21 protein-coding genes are annotated in these 18,654 nt (G+C 46.0%); all 21 read right to left on the bottom strand.

The features are described from left to right. On the bottom strand, positions 1-329 hold a 329-nt coding region (locus BLU30_RS01160; protein ID WP_176770782.1), incomplete at its 3' end, for a hypothetical protein. Next, positions 329-1,099 (bottom strand): ParA family protein, encoded by a 771-nt coding sequence (locus tag BLU30_RS01155; RefSeq protein ID WP_090242614.1) that lies wholly within the window; start codon positions 1,097-1,099, stop codon positions 329-331. The genes BLU30_RS01160 and BLU30_RS01155, both read right to left, overlap by 1 nt. Before the next feature lie 120 nt (positions 1,100-1,219). Further along, complete coding sequence (locus BLU30_RS01150; RefSeq protein WP_090242612.1) at positions 1,220-1,768, bottom strand: BMC domain-containing protein; 549 nt, start codon at positions 1,766-1,768, stop codon at positions 1,220-1,222. A gap of 63 nt (positions 1,769-1,831) precedes the next feature. Continuing rightward, positions 1,832-2,785 carry a DUF7973 family transport facilitator gene (locus BLU30_RS01145; RefSeq protein ID WP_090242610.1) on the bottom strand — a complete coding sequence of 318 codons (954 nt, stop codon included), beginning with the start codon at positions 2,783-2,785 and terminating at the stop codon, positions 1,832-1,834. 23 nt (positions 2,786-2,808) lie between these two features. Next, entirely contained in the window at positions 2,809-4,134 is a 1,326-nt protein-coding gene (locus BLU30_RS01140) for a 4Fe-4S dicluster domain-containing protein (RefSeq protein WP_090242609.1), read from the bottom strand. A 14-nt stretch (positions 4,135-4,148) separates the two neighbouring features. Beyond that, complete coding sequence (locus BLU30_RS01135) at positions 4,149-5,558, bottom strand: aldehyde dehydrogenase family protein (RefSeq protein WP_176770781.1); 1,410 nt, start codon at positions 5,556-5,558, stop codon at positions 4,149-4,151. 24 nt (positions 5,559-5,582) lie between these two features. Continuing rightward, positions 5,583-6,593, bottom strand: a complete 1,011-nt coding sequence (locus BLU30_RS01130) for a cob(I)yrinic acid a,c-diamide adenosyltransferase (protein WP_090242608.1) — start codon at positions 6,591-6,593, stop codon at positions 5,583-5,585. Positions 6,594-6,606: 13 nt separating this feature from the next. After that, entirely contained in the window at positions 6,607-6,906 is a 300-nt protein-coding gene (locus BLU30_RS01125) for a EutN/CcmL family microcompartment protein (protein ID WP_090242606.1), read from the bottom strand. An 8-nt stretch (positions 6,907-6,914) separates the two neighbouring features. Continuing rightward, entirely contained in the window at positions 6,915-7,772 is an 858-nt protein-coding gene (locus tag BLU30_RS01120; protein ID WP_242873465.1) for a flavoprotein, read from the bottom strand. A 22-nt stretch (positions 7,773-7,794) separates the two neighbouring features. After that, complete coding sequence (eutJ, locus tag BLU30_RS01115) at positions 7,795-8,619, bottom strand: ethanolamine utilization protein EutJ (RefSeq protein ID WP_090242604.1); 825 nt, start codon at positions 8,617-8,619, stop codon at positions 7,795-7,797. Further along, a complete protein-coding gene (pduL, locus tag BLU30_RS01110) occupies positions 8,619-9,278 on the bottom strand; it encodes a phosphate propanoyltransferase (protein ID WP_090242603.1) in 660 nt (219 codons plus the stop codon). Before pduL ends, eutJ begins: the two co-directional genes overlap by 1 nt. Before the next feature lie 37 nt (positions 9,279-9,315). After that, positions 9,316-9,753: a BMC domain-containing protein gene (locus tag BLU30_RS14615; RefSeq protein ID WP_090242602.1), complete on the bottom strand. Its 438-nt coding sequence runs from the start codon at positions 9,751-9,753 to the stop codon at positions 9,316-9,318. An 11-nt stretch (positions 9,754-9,764) separates the two neighbouring features. Next, entirely contained in the window at positions 9,765-10,133 is a 369-nt protein-coding gene (locus tag BLU30_RS01100; RefSeq protein ID WP_090242600.1) for a glycerol dehydratase reactivase beta/small subunit family protein, read from the bottom strand. A gap of 1 nt (position 10,134) precedes the next feature. Next, complete coding sequence (locus BLU30_RS01095) at positions 10,135-11,949, bottom strand: diol dehydratase reactivase subunit alpha (RefSeq protein WP_090242598.1); 1,815 nt, start codon at positions 11,947-11,949, stop codon at positions 10,135-10,137. A gap of 83 nt (positions 11,950-12,032) precedes the next feature. Continuing rightward, positions 12,033-12,533, bottom strand: a complete 501-nt coding sequence (locus BLU30_RS01090) for a diol dehydratase small subunit (protein ID WP_090242596.1) — start codon at positions 12,531-12,533, stop codon at positions 12,033-12,035. A 12-nt stretch (positions 12,534-12,545) separates the two neighbouring features. Continuing rightward, entirely contained in the window at positions 12,546-13,202 is a 657-nt protein-coding gene (locus BLU30_RS01085; RefSeq protein ID WP_090242593.1) for a propanediol/glycerol family dehydratase medium subunit, read from the bottom strand. Between the two features lie 18 nt (positions 13,203-13,220). Continuing rightward, positions 13,221-14,882 (bottom strand): propanediol/glycerol family dehydratase large subunit, encoded by a 1,662-nt coding sequence (locus BLU30_RS01080; protein ID WP_090242591.1) that lies wholly within the window; start codon positions 14,880-14,882, stop codon positions 13,221-13,223. Between the two features lie 43 nt (positions 14,883-14,925). Next, positions 14,926-15,711 (bottom strand): propanediol utilization microcompartment protein PduB, encoded by a 786-nt coding sequence (pduB, locus tag BLU30_RS01075; protein WP_090242589.1) that lies wholly within the window; start codon positions 15,709-15,711, stop codon positions 14,926-14,928. 23 nt (positions 15,712-15,734) lie between these two features. Next, the gene (gene pduA / locus BLU30_RS01070) at positions 15,735-16,010 is read right to left on the bottom strand and encodes a propanediol utilization microcompartment protein PduA (protein ID WP_090242587.1); all 276 of its coding nucleotides are present in this window, start codon (positions 16,008-16,010) and stop codon (positions 15,735-15,737) included. 287 nt (positions 16,011-16,297) lie between these two features. Further along, complete coding sequence (locus BLU30_RS01065; protein ID WP_090242585.1) at positions 16,298-17,365, bottom strand: response regulator transcription factor; 1,068 nt, start codon at positions 17,363-17,365, stop codon at positions 16,298-16,300. Then, positions 17,358-18,617, bottom strand: coding sequence for a sensor histidine kinase (locus tag BLU30_RS01060; protein WP_090242583.1), 1,260 nt, complete (start codon positions 18,615-18,617; stop codon positions 17,358-17,360). Before BLU30_RS01060 ends, BLU30_RS01065 begins: the two co-directional genes overlap by 8 nt. Positions 18,618-18,654: the final 37 nt, after the last annotated feature.

Raw genomic sequence — 18,654 nt, 5'->3', positions numbered from 1 at the left:
GCCTTTTTCTTGGCTTCTGCTGCTGCCTTCGCTTTGGCTTCCTCATCGGCCTTTTTCTTAGCGTCTGCGTCTGCCTTCGCCTTAGTTTCTGCTTCCGCTTTTTTCCGTGTGTCTTCCGCAGCTTCTTTCAGAATGGCTGCATTGTCTTGTTCCTTCGGTGTCACTGCTTCTTTTACCTTTTTCTTTAAATCATCCACCAAACCCACAGTTTCTTCCCCCATCTTCTTGGTTTCTTCTTCAGCAATGACCTTCGATGCAATTTCATTTTTTTCTTTAATGGTGCTGTTGTGATTCTTTAGTTCTGATTTAAGTTTACTTTTCCGTGCCATTAAAATCCCCCTTTTGCTTCAATCTCTTTGAATAATCGTTGATAATCCTCAGCTCCCCTTGCTCTGGGCTTATATTCAAAAATAGATTGTTTGAATATGGGCGATTCCACCAGAGAAATATTCTTTCGAATGGTGCTATCCATAAACCGCTCCCCAAAGGCGACTTTCAAATTATCGTACTGCAAATTATTTATATTATTCCGTGTGTCATGGAGGGTTGCAAAGAGTAAGGAAATGCTTTTGCTGACTCCAAGGGATTTACTGACATATTCCAGCGTTTCCTCCAAAAGATGGACTCCATCCACGGCATAATATTCCGTTTGAACCGGAATGAAAATATCATCCGTGATGATCAGCGCATTGGTGGTTACAATACTAAACGATGGTGAACAATCGATAATACAGTAGGCATAATCATCCTGGATTTCTTCAAGCTTTCGTTTCAAGACGAACTCCCGACCATACATGCTCGCCAGACGCGGTTCAATGGTGGCCATTAAAAGACTCGACGGTATGATATCGATGTTATCCCGTACCGGATAAATAACCTCATGCACATCATTTTCGTCCGTGAAGAGATGATAGATACACGGGCGATCTAAATCATACTCCATTAGAGAGTTCGTCAGATTACTCTGCATATCACAATCAATATATAACAGTTTCTTTCCCTGTGCTTTGAGCTTTTCCCCTAGAAGGAAGCCCAGATTCACCGCAGAGGTCGTTTTACCGCAGCCTCCCTTTAGATTAAAAAAACTGATCGTCTTCACGTGGTCCACCTTTCTTGATGGTTTTGTTTTTTATAAGGGCTCTTTTACGAAAGCCTTTGTAAAAAACAAGTCCGAATCGATTTAGGCAGGGCCGAAGCCCCGCCTAAACACATTTGTGTTCTAGAAGATAACCTGCTTGATATCCTTATGAGGTGAAGGAATAACGGAATAACTTGTAATAACACCGTATTCTTCCATTTCAACCTGAGCAGCCTTAACAGCTGTTTTAACAGATGATACTTCCCCAGTCAGTAATACGTATCCTTTACCACCTAAGCCACGGGCGATTCTGATCTCAATTAAGTCAACATTTGAAGACTTCACTGCTGCATCAGCCACCACAATTGAGGATATCGCATTAATTGTTTCAATAATACCAAGTGATTTGACCTCTTCGACTTCCCCCGCACCCAATAAAGCGGGCAGCACATCCTTATGGATGTTCGGAATAACGTGGGATTCGAGAACATAGATTCCACCGACATGTTCTCCGTTCTTGATTGAAGATCTTACGGCCCCGACATCGCCGGAAATAAGGGTAACATATTTCCCTGGGCAAAGCGGTGTAGCCGAAATTAAATCAACATTACCGGATTTCAACATCTGATCAGTGGCTTCGATACCGATAGGAATACTTTTAAATTCAATAAAACCTATTGCTTTTTTCAAAATACCACTTCTTTCTTTACTGTGAATAGTTAATCCTAGAGATTAAAGGCTTTGTCTTAATGATTATGCAGCAAACACGCCAGCTGCTGGGAACATCATTGCCAGCAGGCAGAAGTTAACTAACTGCCATACCCAGATGGTGCAGGCAGGAGGGTCAATGTGAGAATCTGCATAGCTATTGAAGGTCATGCCCATTACTTCACCCCATACGGAAGTGATGACACCCATCACAGCACCGCCGATAACGGCGACGAAGGGATTAAGGGTAGCCATGAACAGGAGCATTGCGGTTGTACCGGCAGGCAGGATAACATGGTGGTATCCTTCGAGAGGAAGACCCATGCACAGGAATGCCAAGGACACAGCAGCGATACCGAAACCGATAACGCCAATGTTGCTGAAGAGAGCCAATGCAGCAGCATCGCCATCAGCAGCTAAAAGACCTAAGCTGGCAGCAGCACCACCAATGGCAACACCGATACCTAAACCAACGACGATTAAGAAGGAAAGACGTTGCCCAGATGGGAAGAATTTCCGCGGTTCTGCACCGTCATATTTGCCGATAACACCGGATTTTGTGAAGATAAGGCGAACGAGGATGCCGGAGATAACAACTGTTAAAGCAACAGTATCTGTCCAGCCAACCAGGCCAAAGACCATTCCGCCAAGAACTGCACTAAGCAGCCACTGAATAACAAAACCAATAATACCAAAGACACCACCCATTACTAAAACCATAGGATCCTGGGTCTGGAATAACGGAGTTACGATATCTTGACCATTGTCCAGAACGCCTTTTTGTTTAGCGTAGGCAGCAGCAGCGACAGCACCACCAAAGGCCACGTGAGGCCCAAAGAAGGAACCGAAGCTGATAAAGGATACGATGGGTGCACCAGCTTCACCACCGAAAACGGCAGCTAAAACGGTTAACCCTGTAAATACGAATGACGGAACCCCGCCGATTGCAGCAGCCAGAAGGCCGCCGCCAAATGCGGTAATTAACATTGTGAAGTCCATAATTATCCCCCTTGTTTAAATATTTAGGACTCGATGGTAATAACACCATCTTTGATGGCCGTTACCCTGCCATCAATACTTGCGAACAAGCGTGCGCTGAGTTTGCCTTCTGGAATCTCTCCAATCAGCTGCCCCCGCTTCACTTCATCGCCAACACTTACGACCGGTTCTGCTGGTGCACCAATATGCTGGCTCAACTGTAAATTGACCGCAGTGAAGGTCTTTTTACACTCTACCATTGGAGCCGGTTTATCATAAGCATCTAACCCCAGACGCGTAATCAGACGATGGACATCGTACTTCTTGTCGTCTTTAAAGGGATCTGCTTTGTCAGGATGGTTGTGGTGCGGGTTTTTAATGCCCTTTGCACCCAGTTCGCGTTTGAGTACCTGGTTGAACTTCCAAGGTTGGAGGTCCATAACACAGGCATATTGACATAAGCCACATTCACAGCATAAGAAAGCGTTGGTGGCTTGGGTGGTCATATCGCAGGTCGAACCATAGGCTGCAATTCGCATCAATTTATGCGGTTCCAGATTATGGCCGAGTGCATGGCGCGGACACAGCTCCGTACACAATGAGCATTGCATACAAGCCATTGCCGCTAATTTGATTGTATCCTGGACACTTTTGGTCTTAGATATAATCAAAGAGTGGTCTTTCGGTAAAACGATCAACCCCTTCGTCCCCTTCGTAATAAAGGAGTCAATATCAACAATTTTCCCCATCATGGGTCCGCCATTGATAATAACGAAATCAGAAATAGTGGGTCCCCCCGCCAATTCCAAGGCTTCACGCACCGTAATCCCCAGAGGTACCTGGGTGGTAATTTCCTTTTGGACGCATCCCGTCACAGTTATATATTTGTCAATGACCGGCTTTTCGTCTACCATCATATCATAAATATTTAAAAGTGTCTCTACATTAATGACTAAAGTTCCAACATTTAATGGAATACCACCTTCAGGGACGATTCTACCCGTCGCATCATACACGAGGGTTTGTTCGTCTCCTGCCGGATAGAAATTGTTCATGATATGGAGCTTAATGCCAGGAAATTGTGGAAGTTCCTTATTCAGAGCCCCAATGGCCGGCGTGTATTTCTTTTTTAAACCGACGATTCCTTGCTTTGCGCCGGTTTGATCCATTACGGCTTTGAGAGCCACCAGCATGTGGTGGGCTCTCAAATCCATAAGTTGTTGATCAACCCTTAACAAAGGCTCACACTCAGCACCATTCACGATCACAATTTCAACTTCAGCATCAATTTTCACATGGGTCGGGAAAGTCGCCCCACCAGCACCGACGATGCCGGCACTTTTGACAATTTCAACTAAATTTGAGCTCATGAATAACACTCCTGTTATTTAATATCAAATCCTCCGACCAAGACACATCTTCTTCTTCTGGCAAAGGATTTTGCAGATGTCAGACCTTCACCGGTCGGTCCAGCGATCGTGAATGTGGTATAACCTTCTCCACCTACCCCAATACCGGCATAGGACGGACCATTCTTTACAAAGATAGTCGTCTGGATACGCTTGGACATTTCCGTCAGCTTATCCACATTTTTGGAGTGCATAATTGCAGTATGGCGATTACCATGTTCCAGTTCACAGGCCAAATCGATTCCTTCGTCAACATTTGCGACACGGACGATGGGCAGGATCGGCATCATTAATTCTTCAACGACCAGGAGATGATCAGCCGGTGCTTCCATAATCAGCACACGCGTATCTTCCGGCACATCAATGCCCGCAGCTGCCGCAATATGTTTTGCACTCTTACCAACGAAATCACGATTCAGTTTTCCACCAGGGCAAACTAAATCTGCCAAAGCATCGATAACCTTACGGTCCGTAATTTCGAAAGCACCGTGTTTCTTCATATTGAAAATCAGATAATCGGCGACTTGATCGACAACGACAACTTCTTTTTCTGCAATACAAGGCAGGTTATTGTCGAAGCAGCAGCCATCGACAATATCTTTTCCGGCCTTTTCGATATCAGCGGTTTCATCCACTAATGCTGGTGGGTTACCAGCGCCAGCGCCAATGGCTTTCTTACCACTGGACAGAACGGATTTAACAACCCCTGGACCACCGGTAGCACAAAGCATTCTGATCTTTGGATGTGCCATCATAACCTGAGAACTTTCAAGTGTCGGTTCTGCAGTTGAAACAATCAAATTAGCGGGACCACCCACTGACTTAATCGCTTCGTTGATGAGCTTCACACAATAGTTACTGGTTTTAACCGCTCTCGGATGGGGAGCAAAGACAACCGCATTCCCCGCAGCCAACATCCCGATGGAGTTATTAATAATGGTTTCACTGGGGTTGGTCGTCGGTGCGATTGAACCGATAACGCCGAAGGGAGAGAGCTCTAATAAGGTTAGACCATCATCTCCAGTCCAGGCTTCTGCCATTAAATCTTCCATACCCGGTGTTTTGTCAGCGGCTAAGTACTGTTTTAAGAGCTTATCTTCAAAATTACCCATGCCCGTTTCTTCCACTGCCATCTGGCAAATCGTTTCTGCATGGTCTTTTTTCTTCATGGTTTCCCGAATGGCTGCGATCATTTTGGAACGCATTGCCAAGGGGAGTTTCATGTATTCTCTTTGAGCTGCAAAAGCAGCATCAATAGCATTGTTCATGTCCTGGAAAATACCACATTCGCCATCAACAACAGGGACGTTGTTTTCTTCTGCGAAGTCAATGCTTTCCATTACTTTTTTGACAATCTGTTCAATGCCAGTTGTATCAATATTCATACTGTCAGTCCTCCTTATAAGTTGTTACTTTGACTCTAAAATCGCCAGACCCGCTTCTGCAATGGCCATATCTTCATCAACGGTCCCACCGCTAACGCCGATTGCACCAATCTGTTTTCCATCCACCATAAGGGGATAACCGCCACCAAAGGTCACGATACGCCCATTGTTTGTGAATTGAATCCCGAAAAGTGGGCTGTCTTCTTTTGCAAGATCATGAGCTACGCTCGTCGGGCATTTTAAAGCGTTCGCTGTAAAAGCCTTATTTTGCGAAATATCGATACTTGCTAAAAGGGAATCTTCCATTCGTTCATAATAAGCAAGGTTTCCACCAGTGTCCACACAGGAGAAAACAATGGGAACCCCCATAGCTTCAGCCTTTACTCGAGAGGCGGCAGCTATACGCTTTGCAATGGTGAGCAATTTCTTTGGATCTTCCTGGGGTACACCTGATGTTTCAGTACCTCCGCCTAAATCGATTTTGTCTCCCATTCCCTTTACAACTTCCCTTATCGTTTCTTCAAACTCTTCTGTCCGAGCCAAAACGAAGAGCAAGTCGGATAGACGATTAGCAAACTTGACCATTTCCGGACGAACATCCGGCTCCTGGCTGCGATAAGTCACAATCCGTCGTTCCCCACGCCTAACCACTGTACGTGCATAGTGCAATGCAGCAGAGGCTGGGTTTTTACCTGGAATGATAAAGGCTTTTTGCTGTCCAATGATGGCCAGATAGTGCTCCATGGTACTTTCCATGAAATCAATATCAGACTGCTCAATGCGGTCTGTTAATAGTGCACGCCCCTTTTCATCACTAGCGAGTTCAGCGCCTAGAACAAAAATTCTTTCCTGTACATGGTGGAGGATTTCTCGGATATCATCGTCTTTCGACAATGCGTAAGCCATACCGATGGCTGAATTAGCTTCATCCATGGTCCCATAAGCTTCTACGCGAATGTCGTCTTTGGGTGTGCGGTTACCACCGAATAAGCCGGTTTCACCTTTATCGCCACCACGTGTATAGACGTTCGGCATTCACTATCCCCCCTTAGTTTACTTTTTTATCGAAATCAGCCGTTTGAATTTCATCAACGATCCCGACAATGGTCATATCCAAAGGCGTGTGTTTATCGCCATAAACATAGCGGGCAGTACTCCCTGTCGTCACGATGACGGTCTCCCCAATCCCTGCGCCAACGGTATCAACCGCAATGGCTGTGGACTGGCTTGAATACTTTTCAAATTCGCTGGTTTCATTAATCTTCTTGATAATCATCAGTTTACAACCCACCAGATGTGGATCCTTTTGGGTTGAAACGATGGTTCCTACGACCTTTGCTAAATGCATGTTGTCACCTAAACCCTTTCAATACAGATGCCAAGTTCTTTCGCTGCATCCTTGGCGTACTCTGTAATAATGGCATTGGCGGACACCTTTACGGCTTGTTTACCACGATTTTTAATAATATCAACGCGGCTAATGATGCGTTTAGTGGTCAAAGGATCCTCAGCGAAAGGATCCGGGTTCATCACTGGTGCTGGTGCTTCCAGCGCCTTTTCCGGTACAGCACAGGCTGTCGGCTTTGGCGCTTCTTTTTTTGTCACCTTCCCAGCCGGTGTTCCCACACAGGCATCATATAAATCCTCGGCTGCTACCAGCCGCATTCCGTAATTTTTAAGAGCACGCAAATTGTTTTTGAGCAATTCACGATATCCATCAGAGGCGTTACCCATCCCAAGCTGGGCACGGGTTGCATTATCCGGACAGGCCCCATCAACTGCACAAATAAAGGGGGTTCCTGCCATTAACCCATGGTTGATGAGGGTCAGCATTTCATTATCACATACACCTGTGGCAATTTTTGCCGCGGTGTTGACGGTTGTCGATGCAATGATAATTTGATCCACATCTGCATAAAGTTCTCTCTGTGGCGTTTTGGTCTGGCTCGTATGGATTTTATCCACACCTAGTGTTTTTCGGATATAGTCCTCTGTTAATACACAGAGTGCCGCATCTGAAAGGAACACTTTCAACTGCCAGCCATCATTCTTTAGCTTTACCAGAGAATCCATCGCCTGTTTAAAACCGATGGCAGCACCGGAAAAGCATACCAGCGCCGTCTTTGGCCTGTTTTTTATTCTTCTGATGACTTCATCAACAACCTTTTGGATAAAAAGGTCCATAAAGGCTTCGCTGTTAATCAGTTCATTCATGTCCAACTTAATCACCACATTTCTACCCTTGACAATTAAAGGCTATTCCTAATGGCGTTACCAACAAAGGTTCAACCGGTTTGACCGTTTTGATTCCAATTTCCTTTTCGAAGACCTCTTCGAATTTATCAAAGACGCAGGCACCGCCTACGACATAAATGGTATCAACGTCATAACCCTGAATAAAACGATGGACGATGGATGCCATTTTTTCAACCACCGGCTTAATAACCGGGAAAACCTGCCGCTGATCATCATGTTTTTTCATCTCTTCAGCCTCTTCAAAGCTGATGTGGTAAGTACCGGCCAGAACCAGACTCATATGAGTCCCGCCAGTAGCCTCATCTGCCGTAAAGATGACCTCCCCATCCTTTAAGATGGAAATCCCTGTTGTGCCGCCCCCAACATCAACCACTGCCCCATTCTGGATTCCCAGAACAGTGGCTGCAGCCGTCGGTTCGTCAACTACATTCGTAACGACGAAATCGGATGAATCCACAACATTTGCAATGATTTTTGTATTACCTGACATGATTCCTGGTGGAATAGCTGTTGCCGCATTGGCATAGCTCAGGTCGATCCCCAAAATTTCTTCAACCTGGGCTTTCAGTTTTTTGACGATGGTGACCGCACCGATATAATCGACAACAATACCATCCTTCACCACTGAAGCTCCCTGGGTTGCGCCTGCAATGGGGCGGTTGTTTTCATCCACGACGGCAACAACGATATTTGCAGTTCCGAGGTCGACGCCCACCTTCAAATTACCTTGATATGGGTTAGATTTCTTTGATCTGATTAGTTCATTGAACTCCAATATAGTGTCGTTACCGCTCTTCCAGTCCATTATTTCTCCTGTTTCTTCAGTACTTTCAGCAGGTCTCCATTGCTTAAGCCTGCGGCATTCGCTTCATCCGTATCAAGATGCATTTCATAGGCAAAATCCGGAGATACCCGCACTAATACATCTCTAAACAGAAGCGGACGCAGGCCGGATGTTTCAACACCGACACAGTCCTTGTCCTTTAGACCAAGGGCATCTGCGATTTCCGGTGTCATATGGATATGACGCAGGGCAATCATTACCCCATTTTCAAGCGCCACCTCACCACAAGGACCAACAAGCTTTACACCCGGAGTTCCGTCAAGCTGACCGGATTCCCGGATGGGTGCTTTAATCCCTAAGCTTCTTGCATCGGTCAGAGACATTTCGATCTGAGTCTTTGGACGTGCTGGCCCTAGGACACGAACCTTTGGAAATTCTCCTTTAGGTCCAACAATCTTTACAGTCTCTTCACAGGCAAATTGACCTGGCTGTTTGACATCCTTTAAGTTGGTAAGCTGATGACCTTTGCCAAAGAGTGTTTCCACATCTTCTTGAGTTAAATGGAGATGCTTATTAGAAATCCCTAAAGGGACTCGATTAGGAGCATCCTTTTCTGCCATCAACCGTTTAACGGTGTTAATGACAATCTGCTCAATAATTTGTCTTTCCATTTCGTTCATTGCTTACACCTTTTCTATTACGCTATTCGCTAACAGATTATTCTTCGTTTTCTTCCTCTGTCGCTTCTTCCCTGATTTCTTCTGCGCACGTCACCTTCACAGGTTCTTTGGTGGCCCGTGTTGGTTTTAATTGGTCATACTTACTGAATGCCCAATAATAATCCGTATCACAGGTGTCCTCCGGGTTAAAGCCAAGGGTTTGATTGTTATAAATCATCGGAGCCAGTCCATCGGCCGGTCTGGGGATCACTTTTACAGAAAACACTCCCCGTCCGCGGTCACAGGCGGCACTTGCCGCTTCGCAGGCTGCCTTAACGGCTCCCACATCACCGAGTACCTTAATGGTCTGCATCCCGTCACCTTTGCATGCTTCCATGCCCAGGAGTTCAACATTCGCTGACTTAACCGCAGCATCTGCCGCTTCAATGGCTGTCGCTAAACCGATGGCCTCAATTAAGCCCAGTGCTTGTTTCATGTCTTTCCTCCTTACTGTTCCGGGTTCCCGACATCTTTAAAAGGCATCCTTTTGACGAGTCGTGCCGCATTTGCACCAATATTTCGTAATGTAGTCTCGTCGCTTCCAGTAGAAACAATGAACAAAGGTTCATCTTCCTTTAACTTAATGTACTGTAAAACGATTTGATCGCTGATGCCAATGCCAACTCCCAAATGGGATGCCTCTGCGGCCTTATAGGCCAATTCCACAGCGGCCTTTTTATCCTTTTCTTCTAAAGAAAAAGGAAGGCCTTCCTCTTCAATTCCCAAAAGAACTTCAACAAGGATGTCTTTAGGAACGGTATTCTTTACATAGTATACTTTAATCTCAGGTTTTGGAGCCTCAAAATTAACGTTCATTTCATTCACCTTCGCCGTAAGATAAGACAAGTCCCGTGGCGACGGCATTTCTTGGCCCTTCACAGGCACGGATATTTGCACGCCCAGCTACAATTGAGTAACGTGACAGCGCATCTGTAACCATTTGTGGGACCTCGAAATCGAGTGCTGAACCACCAACCAAGGTGACGAATTCCATGTCTCTTACGTTGCCCGTCGGGCTGACCCTCTCCAGTGATCGGATCGCGTTGACGACAAAGACTTTTTCCTTAGCATCCCGGCGCACCTGCTTGATGCGTTCCAGGGAGTGGTTTCCAGGAACCGGAACCATACCATTAGGCGTTAAGATAACTACCCGGGCAAATGTCCTCGGGTCCAATGGTGTGTCAAAAAACTGAACGGTTCCGTCTTCATGACGAATATGGAAAAGACTTTCAACCTTTGCAAGCGGATACTTCTTGATGTCCTCCGGTAGACCCATATCATCAAAACCCAGCTCAGAGCCAATCAACATGGTTACCATGTTGCCGGCACCAGCCAAGTGGATGGATTTGATCTCACCAGCCCTGTTAATAATTGCCGCATCCGTTGATCCTGCCCCCATATCGATAATCGCCATCGGCTTGTTAGAACCCGGAGTCGTCAGCGCACCGCGGATAGCCATATCAGCTTCCACACCACCAACTTCAACTTTAACTCCCAGCTCTTTTTCAAGCTCTTCAGCGATCATGCTCATTTGCAGGCGATCTGCTTTAACCATGGCCGCGATACCAACAGCGTTTTCCATGGAAAACTCTTCAGCAACGCCCCCCCGTACACTTTGAGGTACAAAGGTGTCCACAGCCAGCAAATCCTGAATCTTGATGTTTACGGGTGATTGTCCAGTAAGGTTTGACATAACCTGCCGCACCTTTTCCAACATTCCCCCGGCATTTGTTCCGGGTTCTCCCTTAATGTCTTCGACGGGAGCCACACTTCTAATGGCCTCCATGATGACTTCTGCGCCTTCATCCACATTCACAGTTGCCTTTTTATTGGCACCCTGAATAATGATTTGACCAGCGGGGATTTTACGTTCCTTAACATCCCCTGCTGGTGTCTTGATGACAACAGCGGAGCGATTACCGATCAGCGCCCGGGATACAGGCACGACCTGCTTGGTTTCTTCCGGAGATAAATCAAACACTGTAGCAATCCCATAGGGATTGGAAAGCTGTTCGACAACGGCGCCAGGTGAAGCTACTTCAACGGCAGCCCGCATGCCTAGCGGCACCTTCTCGATTAGAGCCACTTCATCAACAATGGGGATTGGCTTTTTCAAACGGTTATTAATTAAAACGCCATCATCTCTTTGGACAATGGCACCATTTACGTAAATGCCGTTTGCGACGGCCTCATTAATCATACGGGATGAGTTTTCAAAGTCGATTTCACGCGGTATAATCGCGATAACCGAATCCCCCTTCTTCGCATTCTTAATGTCCCTTATGTTTACAGTCACCCCAACACCGGTTCCCAGGCCACCAGGAGTGGATGGGTTATGCCCGATCATTGTGGATTCTGTGATTATTGTTTCAGTAATGGTTTCCATTGCCACATCCCCAATAACAGGAGCGGCTTCGTTAAGGCGAATCAAATCAACGTCTTCTACAGCTAAGTTGACTTTATCGAGGGCTTGTTTTAAAGAGGAGAAGACACCATGGATATTCTGTCTCGTTCCCTTGATTCCTGTTGTCGGTACGATACCGCTGGAAAGGAATTCAGGTGAACCGGAGGTAATTCTTGCCAAGGCAGTTTCTGTACTGGCATTACCAATGTCTATCCCTGCTACTATCATATATCTTCCTCCAAACAGTCTCTTTATGATGAGACCTACAGACAGGGAAAGTCCTGCCTGTAGGTTTTAAGCGAATAATCCGCTTATTTAAATTCTTTCGTTCTCTTACGAGCGTATCCAACTTCAGCAGCTTCAGCAACTAATGCAGCAGAAATCGGAGCATTGTACTGTCCCTTTAATTCTTCTGCGATAGCTAAAAGTTCTTCTTTAGTGGACTTGTAAGGTCTCAGTGCGTTGTAGATTTCCAGTAAGCGAGCATCAGGAACTGCGATAAGTTCAGCTGCTCTTCTTAAGTTACCAGCGAAAGCGTCACGTTTAACGGATTCAGCAACCTGAGCCTGGAGTTCCAGGGTTTCAGGACGGATTCTTAAGTCTTCAGGGCTTAACTGGCCAGCTAACAATTTGTCAATGGTCAGGTCTTTATATGCCTTGCCGGTTGCGGAAACGATGAGTTCAGGTCTCTTGTCCCCGATTGGGTAATCAGCAGCGGATACAGCGCCTGCTGCTGCAGCGGCAGGTGCAGCGGCTGACATAGAAGACATAACTTGTTTAACGATTTGTTCTAACATTTGTTCTTGAGTCATTCTCTCCACCTCCTATTTGAATGTTACTTGCATTTCAACGGCTTTTTTACCGTTGACAACATGTTCAACTTCCTTCAGATAAAGGAGAGCTGCACGTGCCTGGTATGCCGGACGAGCCATCTGGTCATTCCGTACAGGAACAGGATTCGGGCTTTCGCCTTTGGCATACTTAGCAGCATTCTTACCGATTGCACGGTAGGTGTCTAAGTCGATCAGAGGACACTGGGAGAACAGTTCCAGGTTAGACAGCTGGGGTAAATCTTTCTGGTGGATGAGGCAGGTACCACGAGATTGAATCCCGATAGCAACGCCAGAACCGGAAAGTTCAGCACAGTCATGTCCAACAACAGCAACGTCGCCAGAACGATAAACCTTAACCACGCGGTATTTCATACCTTCTTCTTCGATACCAGCGATCATTTCCTTTAAGATCTTAGCGTGTGGTACGCCAATGATGTTAACGGTCTGAGCGTCTGCAAAAGCAGCGGAGATACCGATGACGACTTCGTCAGCAGCGGTTCCTACGGAAGCTTCGCCAACAGCGGTGAGTTCGACACCTTCTGCGGCAGCAGCCACAGGAGCAGCAGCCGGAGCTGCAGCGGGGGCGCCACTCATTTCTTTTAATACATCTTCGATGATACTTTTAAGCATTTGTTCGTTAATAGCCATTCTATACACCCCTTTCCACTAAATTGTTGCCGGGTCATCTGCCCATGGAATATTCTGGATTTCCTGCCATCTTTCATCACTGATCTGGTAGCCAGTTGCAACACCATGGTAGGTGTTCGGGTAGTTGACAGCGGAAATAACTTCGAAGTCAGATGATAACTTGGAAGCGGTGTGTAAGTAGTCGCCAGCGCACTTCTGTAACTGAATGTTAAAGATAGATTCAGCAACATCACGCATGCCGCCGCGATCCAGAGCTTTAATGAAGTCAACAGCAGTTGCTCCACGGCCCAGAAGATCATCAACAGCTTTAAGGTCAGCAACGACATCACGGTCAGGCATATCCTGAGAACCATTAGCATAGGTTGCAGCTTCGACTTCAGCATCGGTGATTTCGGTCAGGCCTAATTCTTTAAAGATAACCTGCATTGCACGAGCAGCTTTAGCACGAGCAGCAACAACGGTATCTTCATCAGCAGGCTGTAAACCGGCATCGATCTTAAGGTCACGCTGGATAACGTTCCAGTCATCATAGTCTTCTGCATCCCAGTTGGAACCAGCGAACATATTGTCGTAGTTTGGAGTTGCGGAGTAACCAGAACAGATATAGTCAGTACCAGGTACCATCTGCATCAGGGAACGGGCACATCTTCTCAGATCAGAGTGTGTAAATGTCTGGTCATTGGAAGAAGCACATTCGAGGTCTAAGCAGGCTGCCAAGAGGTTTTCTGCCAGGACTTCGCGGATACCACCGGGGACACCAGCGGGAACACCGATACAGGAAACGGAACCATTCTGAGTCCCCTGGACGCCAGCACCCTTGGTAACATACAGGCAGCGGGCTTCAAGGTACAGCATAGATTTACCTTCGGCATAACCCATCTGAACTTCAGAACCGGAACCGGAGGTAAAGCGCATCTTCAGACCACGGGAAGCGTAGCAGGATGCTAAGAATGCTTTCGAGTAAGGCGTATCATCACCATCCATGAAAACAGGTTCTGTACCATAGACAGAAATGGTTTCAGCGTAAGCGGTGTAGCCTCTCATCCCTAAGTCAAGTTCAGTTGCTTCTTCAACAGCACACTGGGTTAAGATACCAGGGCGGCCAACATTGGCGCCAATCATGATAGCCAGGGCGTTGAATGGTGCGTAACGAGCGATACCAACAGTTGTTTCCATTTCGTCGAAACCACGGATAGCGGCTTCAGCAGCATCAGCTGCGATCTGGATCATGTTATCTTTAACGTTAGTAACGTGGCACTGGTTGGAAGGCATGATACGGGCACGCATTTTGTTCTGTGCCATCATCATTTCCAAAACAGTCATTTTGTTGAGTACATCAACGATTTTAGCAGGAGTGATGGAAGTCGTAATATCGACAACTTCAGCTCTGGGTACGTGGATGTCAACTAATTTGTTGGCGATTTCCAGGGAATCCATTGCCATATATTCTTCTGCTTTGTCCAGACGGATACCATAGTTTGCGATGAAGGTATCCAGCATATCGAATTCAGCTCTGCATTTGCCGTCCATTTCGACGATGATGCCGTTTTCGACCTTAATGCTCGGAGTAGGATCCCCAGCACTGTTCATCGCGATCAGACCAACTTCAGGCCATTCTTTAACGAAACCGTCCTTTTTAACTGGACGTGCATCTAAAGCTTCAAATCTTTTTGATCTCATTGTCATTCCTCCTTGATTTATCTTCAACTAATCCAATTTCAACTTAGATGTAAGGAGTAGTCGTAGACGGGCAAGGTCCACCTAAGGCTTCGAGGGCTTGTTTACCAATTTCACGTGCAGCATAAACAGCCTGACGCACAGCACCAGCATCCCCACATACGAAGATAATTGCTTCGTTGGAGTATTTGGTACCACCATTGTCAGGTGATGCAAAACCAATGAGTTCAACGTTAGCAGCTTTCAGGGCACCATCGCTCATGAGAACGCCGATACCAGCAGGAGCACCAACGATAATAGCGAAAGCTTTACCGATAGGAGCGCCGAATACCATATTACATGCGAAGGAAGCACGAGCGGTGTACTGGAATTCCAGATGGCCAGCGTCATTGCCATAGACATCGCCGAAGGTTCTGTTTAAGTCATTTAAAGCGACTTCGACAGCACGTTTTGCATCGGAAACATCTTCTGCACCGAAGATACACAGGGAACCATGACCAGCGCCACCCTTGGTGTCACGGGCAAATTCACAGATAACCAGTTCGGTGTTTGTTGCTTTAACAGCTTCATCAGCTGCGAAAACCTGAGGACCAGCACCAGTACGAGCGGAGAGGATACCGATAGAACGATACTTAGGATCGATCTTCATTGCTTCATGCAGGTTAGAGTCTACATTAGCGATAACGAAACCGATTGTGTCGCCAATAGCGGTTCCAACGAATTCAGTTAAACCACAAACACCAGTAGCAGCTGCACAGGTACCTGTTTCTTCAACTTCGTCCATTTTCTTCATGACTTCTTCCATCAATTTGTTCATTAAATCATCTTTCATTAATTCACACCTCCATTAATTTTTTAGAAACTGGGCAACATTTTTTCCACATCTTGATGTGGTCTTGGAATCACATGTACTGAAACGACCTGACCGACCTTGTCTGCAGCTGCAGCACCTGCGTCAACGGCTGCCTTAACCGCTCCCACATCGCCACGTACCATTACGGTTACGAGACCGGATCCGATTTTTTCGTATCCTGTGAGCTCGACATTAGCAGATTTGACCATGGCATCTGCGGCTTCAATACAGCCGACGAGACCTTTGGTTTCAATCATGCCTAAAGCTTCATTAGTCATAAGCTTCGTCCTCCTTGGTTTGAATATTATTGTTACTGTCATTATTTTAAACCATAACCCCGGGTAATTACTTGCACTATTATTATAAAAAATCCTTGAACACCCCATTTTCAGGGCATTTACACGTATTTACATAAACTTGCAAAACATTCTTTTTTTCACTCTTTACAAAATCATGATGTCTTCATAAAACCTCAAAAAGAGAAGGCGTTTTTTTGTGTTCATCTTATACAATTTTGTCCTTTTAAAAAAGGGATGCCTTCCTGACGGATGGCATCCCAGTTCTTTTATTCTTCCGCAGCAGCAGCTGCCGCTAATTTTTTCTTTTCCCGCCGGAATTCCGTAGGGGTAAGCCCCGTACTTTTTTTAAACACCTTACTGAAATAATTGGGCTCGTGGTAAGATAAATCCAAGGCGATATTGATAATCGGCACATCCGTATTAATGAGCATATCCTTGGCAATTTCAATCTTACGTTCCGTTAAGTAGGTCACAAAATTGACCCCGGTTTCTTTTTTAAAAATCTTACTTAGATAATAGGAGCTCATATTCGCATATTCCCCAACCTGATCCAGGGAAATATCTTTATGGCAGTTTCGATCGATATAATTTAAGATATCCTCAATGCTATTCTTCCGGTTATCCCGGATATCCATGAGCTTATCAAAAATCTTATCAATAGATTTCATAATTTCAACCTTCAGGTCGTAGCGATTTTGATAGCTGTTGACAAAATGCTGATGGTTATTGCGGTTGCGGAGGGTGCTCTTAATATCATAATTGCAGGTATCTACGCTGACCACATTCAGCTCTTCCATGAAATGCTGGATTTCATGCTGGATGGATATCAGATCGTAGCCGTAATAATCGTACAAAATATCCAAATATTCCGTTAACGCCACCCGGGAATCATTGTACTTCTTCTGTACCACTGCAAAAATAACCTCATTCATCTTCTCATCGAATTTATTTTTAGCATTCACCTTAAGAGAGGTGATGGCTTGGTTCACGGCTTCGATAAGCTGGGCAGGCCGAATGGGTTTTAATAGAAAATCATCCACCTTGGCTTTAATGGCCTGATGGGCAAAATCAAATTCATTAAAGGCCGTAATCAGGATGACCTTGGTATTCGGATCATCCTTTTTAATCTGTCTGAGCACCTCAATGCCGTTCATCTCCGGAATATTAATATCCATGATGACGATATCCGGGGTCGTCTTCCGTATGTTTTCCAGGGCAACGGTTCCCGAGGCTGCGGTCCCCACCACATCCACATCATCAGCCTGTTGGGTCAATATCAGTTCAAGGGCTTCGATTTCCAGATGCTCATCCTCTACGATAAAAACTTTATACATTGAGTCCCCTTCCTGGCACGACTTTAAACGGCAGATGAATGACCACTTCCGTGCCGATCTCTACCGTTTCATTGAAACGCACCCCATAATCCTCTCCAAAATAATATTTTAAACGCCTATTGGTGTTGTCAATTCCAATGCCGGTTCCGGTTCCTCCTTCCCCGGCTTCATAAGTCCCTTCCATCAATTGGGCTTCCAGGGCCTCATTGATGCCAGGTCCATTATCGATGACACGGATAGACACATAATCCTCCTTCATATGAGCTGAAATCGTAATTTTTCCTCCAGTCACACTGGGTTCAATGGCATGATTAATGGCATTTTCCACAAAGGGCTGGATGGTCATGAAGGGACAAAGCACATCACTGCAGTCCTCATCCAGATCGATGGTATAATCCAAACGGTTGCCCAACCGCATTTTCTGGATGGAGAGGTAATTTCCCACATGTTCCATCTCTTCACCCAAGGTTACAAAATCATTATTTTCCTTTTTAAGGGTATAGCGCATCATATCTGAGAAGGAGTAAATCATTTCCTGGGTCTTGTCCGCATTCTCCAACAGGGCTAACCGCCCGATGGTATTGAGCACATTAAAAAGGAAATGGGGATTGATCTGTGCCTGAAGCGCCTTTAAATCCGCCTCTTTCAGCGCTGCCTCAATCTCACTGCGATGCTTGACCTCCTCCATCAGCTCCAGGTTTTTGCTGTGGAGCTCCTCCTGCATGATGTGGATCATTTGCTTTTCCACCAAATAGTTGGCAATGGTGTATAATAAATCGGCTGAGGCCCGCACCTGGTTCAGCGTCGTCACCAGGGTCTCATCGTGAAGCTTCTGCACCTCAGGATGATCTGAAAAATCTGTTAGCTCCATGGAAGAGCCCATGGGGAGCTTATCCATTTCTTCCTTGGGTATCCGTACCTGTCCCGATAAAATGGCCCCCAGATAATTCCCCTTCACCATGATGGGGACTGCCAGATCCACTAATCCACCATGGCAGATATAAATGGACGGCTTTCCAGAACGTGCCGACTCAATCCCACCATGGGCATCAGAGCGATAGCAGCATTCCAGACAATGGGCATCTTCACGGACTTTCAGGCAATACTTCGAAAAATTGCTGTATTTGGTGATGGGGTTCCCCTTGTAATCTACCGTAATGGTGGCAAATCCCGTTGCCTCCGAAAAGGAGTCCTGGATTCGCTGGAGAACATCCACGTCAAACACATCAGTTATTTTTAGCAAGACTCTCATACACACCCCACCAATTTCTGTTCCTTGTTTAAATAGA

Origin of the sequence: Eubacterium barkeri, assembly GCF_900107125.1 — a bacterium.
GTDB lineage: Bacteria > Bacillota > Clostridia > Eubacteriales > Eubacteriaceae > Eubacterium_O > Eubacterium_O barkeri.
The sequence above is the reverse complement of the archived record's forward strand: the minus strand, read 5'-3'. Positions and strand labels throughout refer to the sequence as shown.

Excerpts from the sequence above, each read along its gene's own strand:
- pduL (WP_090242603.1), bottom strand. The coding sequence starts at position 9,278 with ATGAACGAAATGGAAAGACAAATTATTGAGCAGATTGTCATTAACACC.
- BLU30_RS01090 (WP_090242596.1), bottom strand. The coding sequence starts at position 12,533 with ATGACTCAAGAACAAATGTTAGAACAAATCGTTAAACAAGTTATGTCT.
- BLU30_RS01095 (WP_090242598.1), bottom strand. The coding sequence starts at position 11,949 with ATGATAGTAGCAGGGATAGACATTGGTAATGCCAGTACAGAAACTGCC.
- BLU30_RS01085 (WP_090242593.1), bottom strand. The coding sequence starts at position 13,202 with ATGGCTATTAACGAACAAATGCTTAAAAGTATCATCGAAGATGTATTA.
- BLU30_RS01140 (WP_090242609.1), bottom strand. The coding sequence starts at position 4,134 with ATGAGCTCAAATTTAGTTGAAATTGTCAAAAGTGCCGGCATCGTCGGT.
- eutJ (WP_090242604.1), bottom strand. The coding sequence starts at position 8,619 with ATGGACTGGAAGAGCGGTAACGACACTATATTGGAGTTCAATGAACTA.
- BLU30_RS01145 (WP_090242610.1), bottom strand. The coding sequence starts at position 2,785 with ATGGACTTCACAATGTTAATTACCGCATTTGGCGGCGGCCTTCTGGCT.
- BLU30_RS01065 (WP_090242585.1), bottom strand. The coding sequence starts at position 17,365 with ATGTATAAAGTTTTTATCGTAGAGGATGAGCATCTGGAAATCGAAGCC.
- BLU30_RS01080 (WP_090242591.1), bottom strand. The coding sequence starts at position 14,882 with ATGAGATCAAAAAGATTTGAAGCTTTAGATGCACGTCCAGTTAAAAAG.
- BLU30_RS01120 (WP_242873465.1), bottom strand. The coding sequence starts at position 7,772 with ATGAATGAACTGATTAACAGCGAAGCCTTTATGGACCTTTTTATCCAA.
- BLU30_RS01125 (WP_090242606.1), bottom strand. The coding sequence starts at position 6,906 with ATGCATTTAGCAAAGGTCGTAGGAACCATCGTTTCAACCCAAAAGGAT.
- BLU30_RS01060 (WP_090242583.1), bottom strand. The coding sequence starts at position 18,617 with ATGAGAGTCTTGCTAAAAATAACTGATGTGTTTGACGTGGATGTTCTC.
- pduB (WP_090242589.1), bottom strand. The coding sequence starts at position 15,711 with ATGAAAGATGATTTAATGAACAAATTGATGGAAGAAGTCATGAAGAAA.
- BLU30_RS01100 (WP_090242600.1), bottom strand. The coding sequence starts at position 10,133 with ATGAACGTTAATTTTGAGGCTCCAAAACCTGAGATTAAAGTATACTAT.
- pduA (WP_090242587.1), bottom strand. The coding sequence starts at position 16,010 with ATGACTAATGAAGCTTTAGGCATGATTGAAACCAAAGGTCTCGTCGGC.
- BLU30_RS01130 (WP_090242608.1), bottom strand. The coding sequence starts at position 6,593 with ATGCCGAACGTCTATACACGTGGTGGCGATAAAGGTGAAACCGGCTTA.
- BLU30_RS01135 (WP_176770781.1), bottom strand. The coding sequence starts at position 5,558 with ATGAATATTGATACAACTGGCATTGAACAGATTGTCAAAAAAGTAATG.
- BLU30_RS14615 (WP_090242602.1), bottom strand. The coding sequence starts at position 9,753 with ATGAAACAAGCACTGGGCTTAATTGAGGCCATCGGTTTAGCGACAGCC.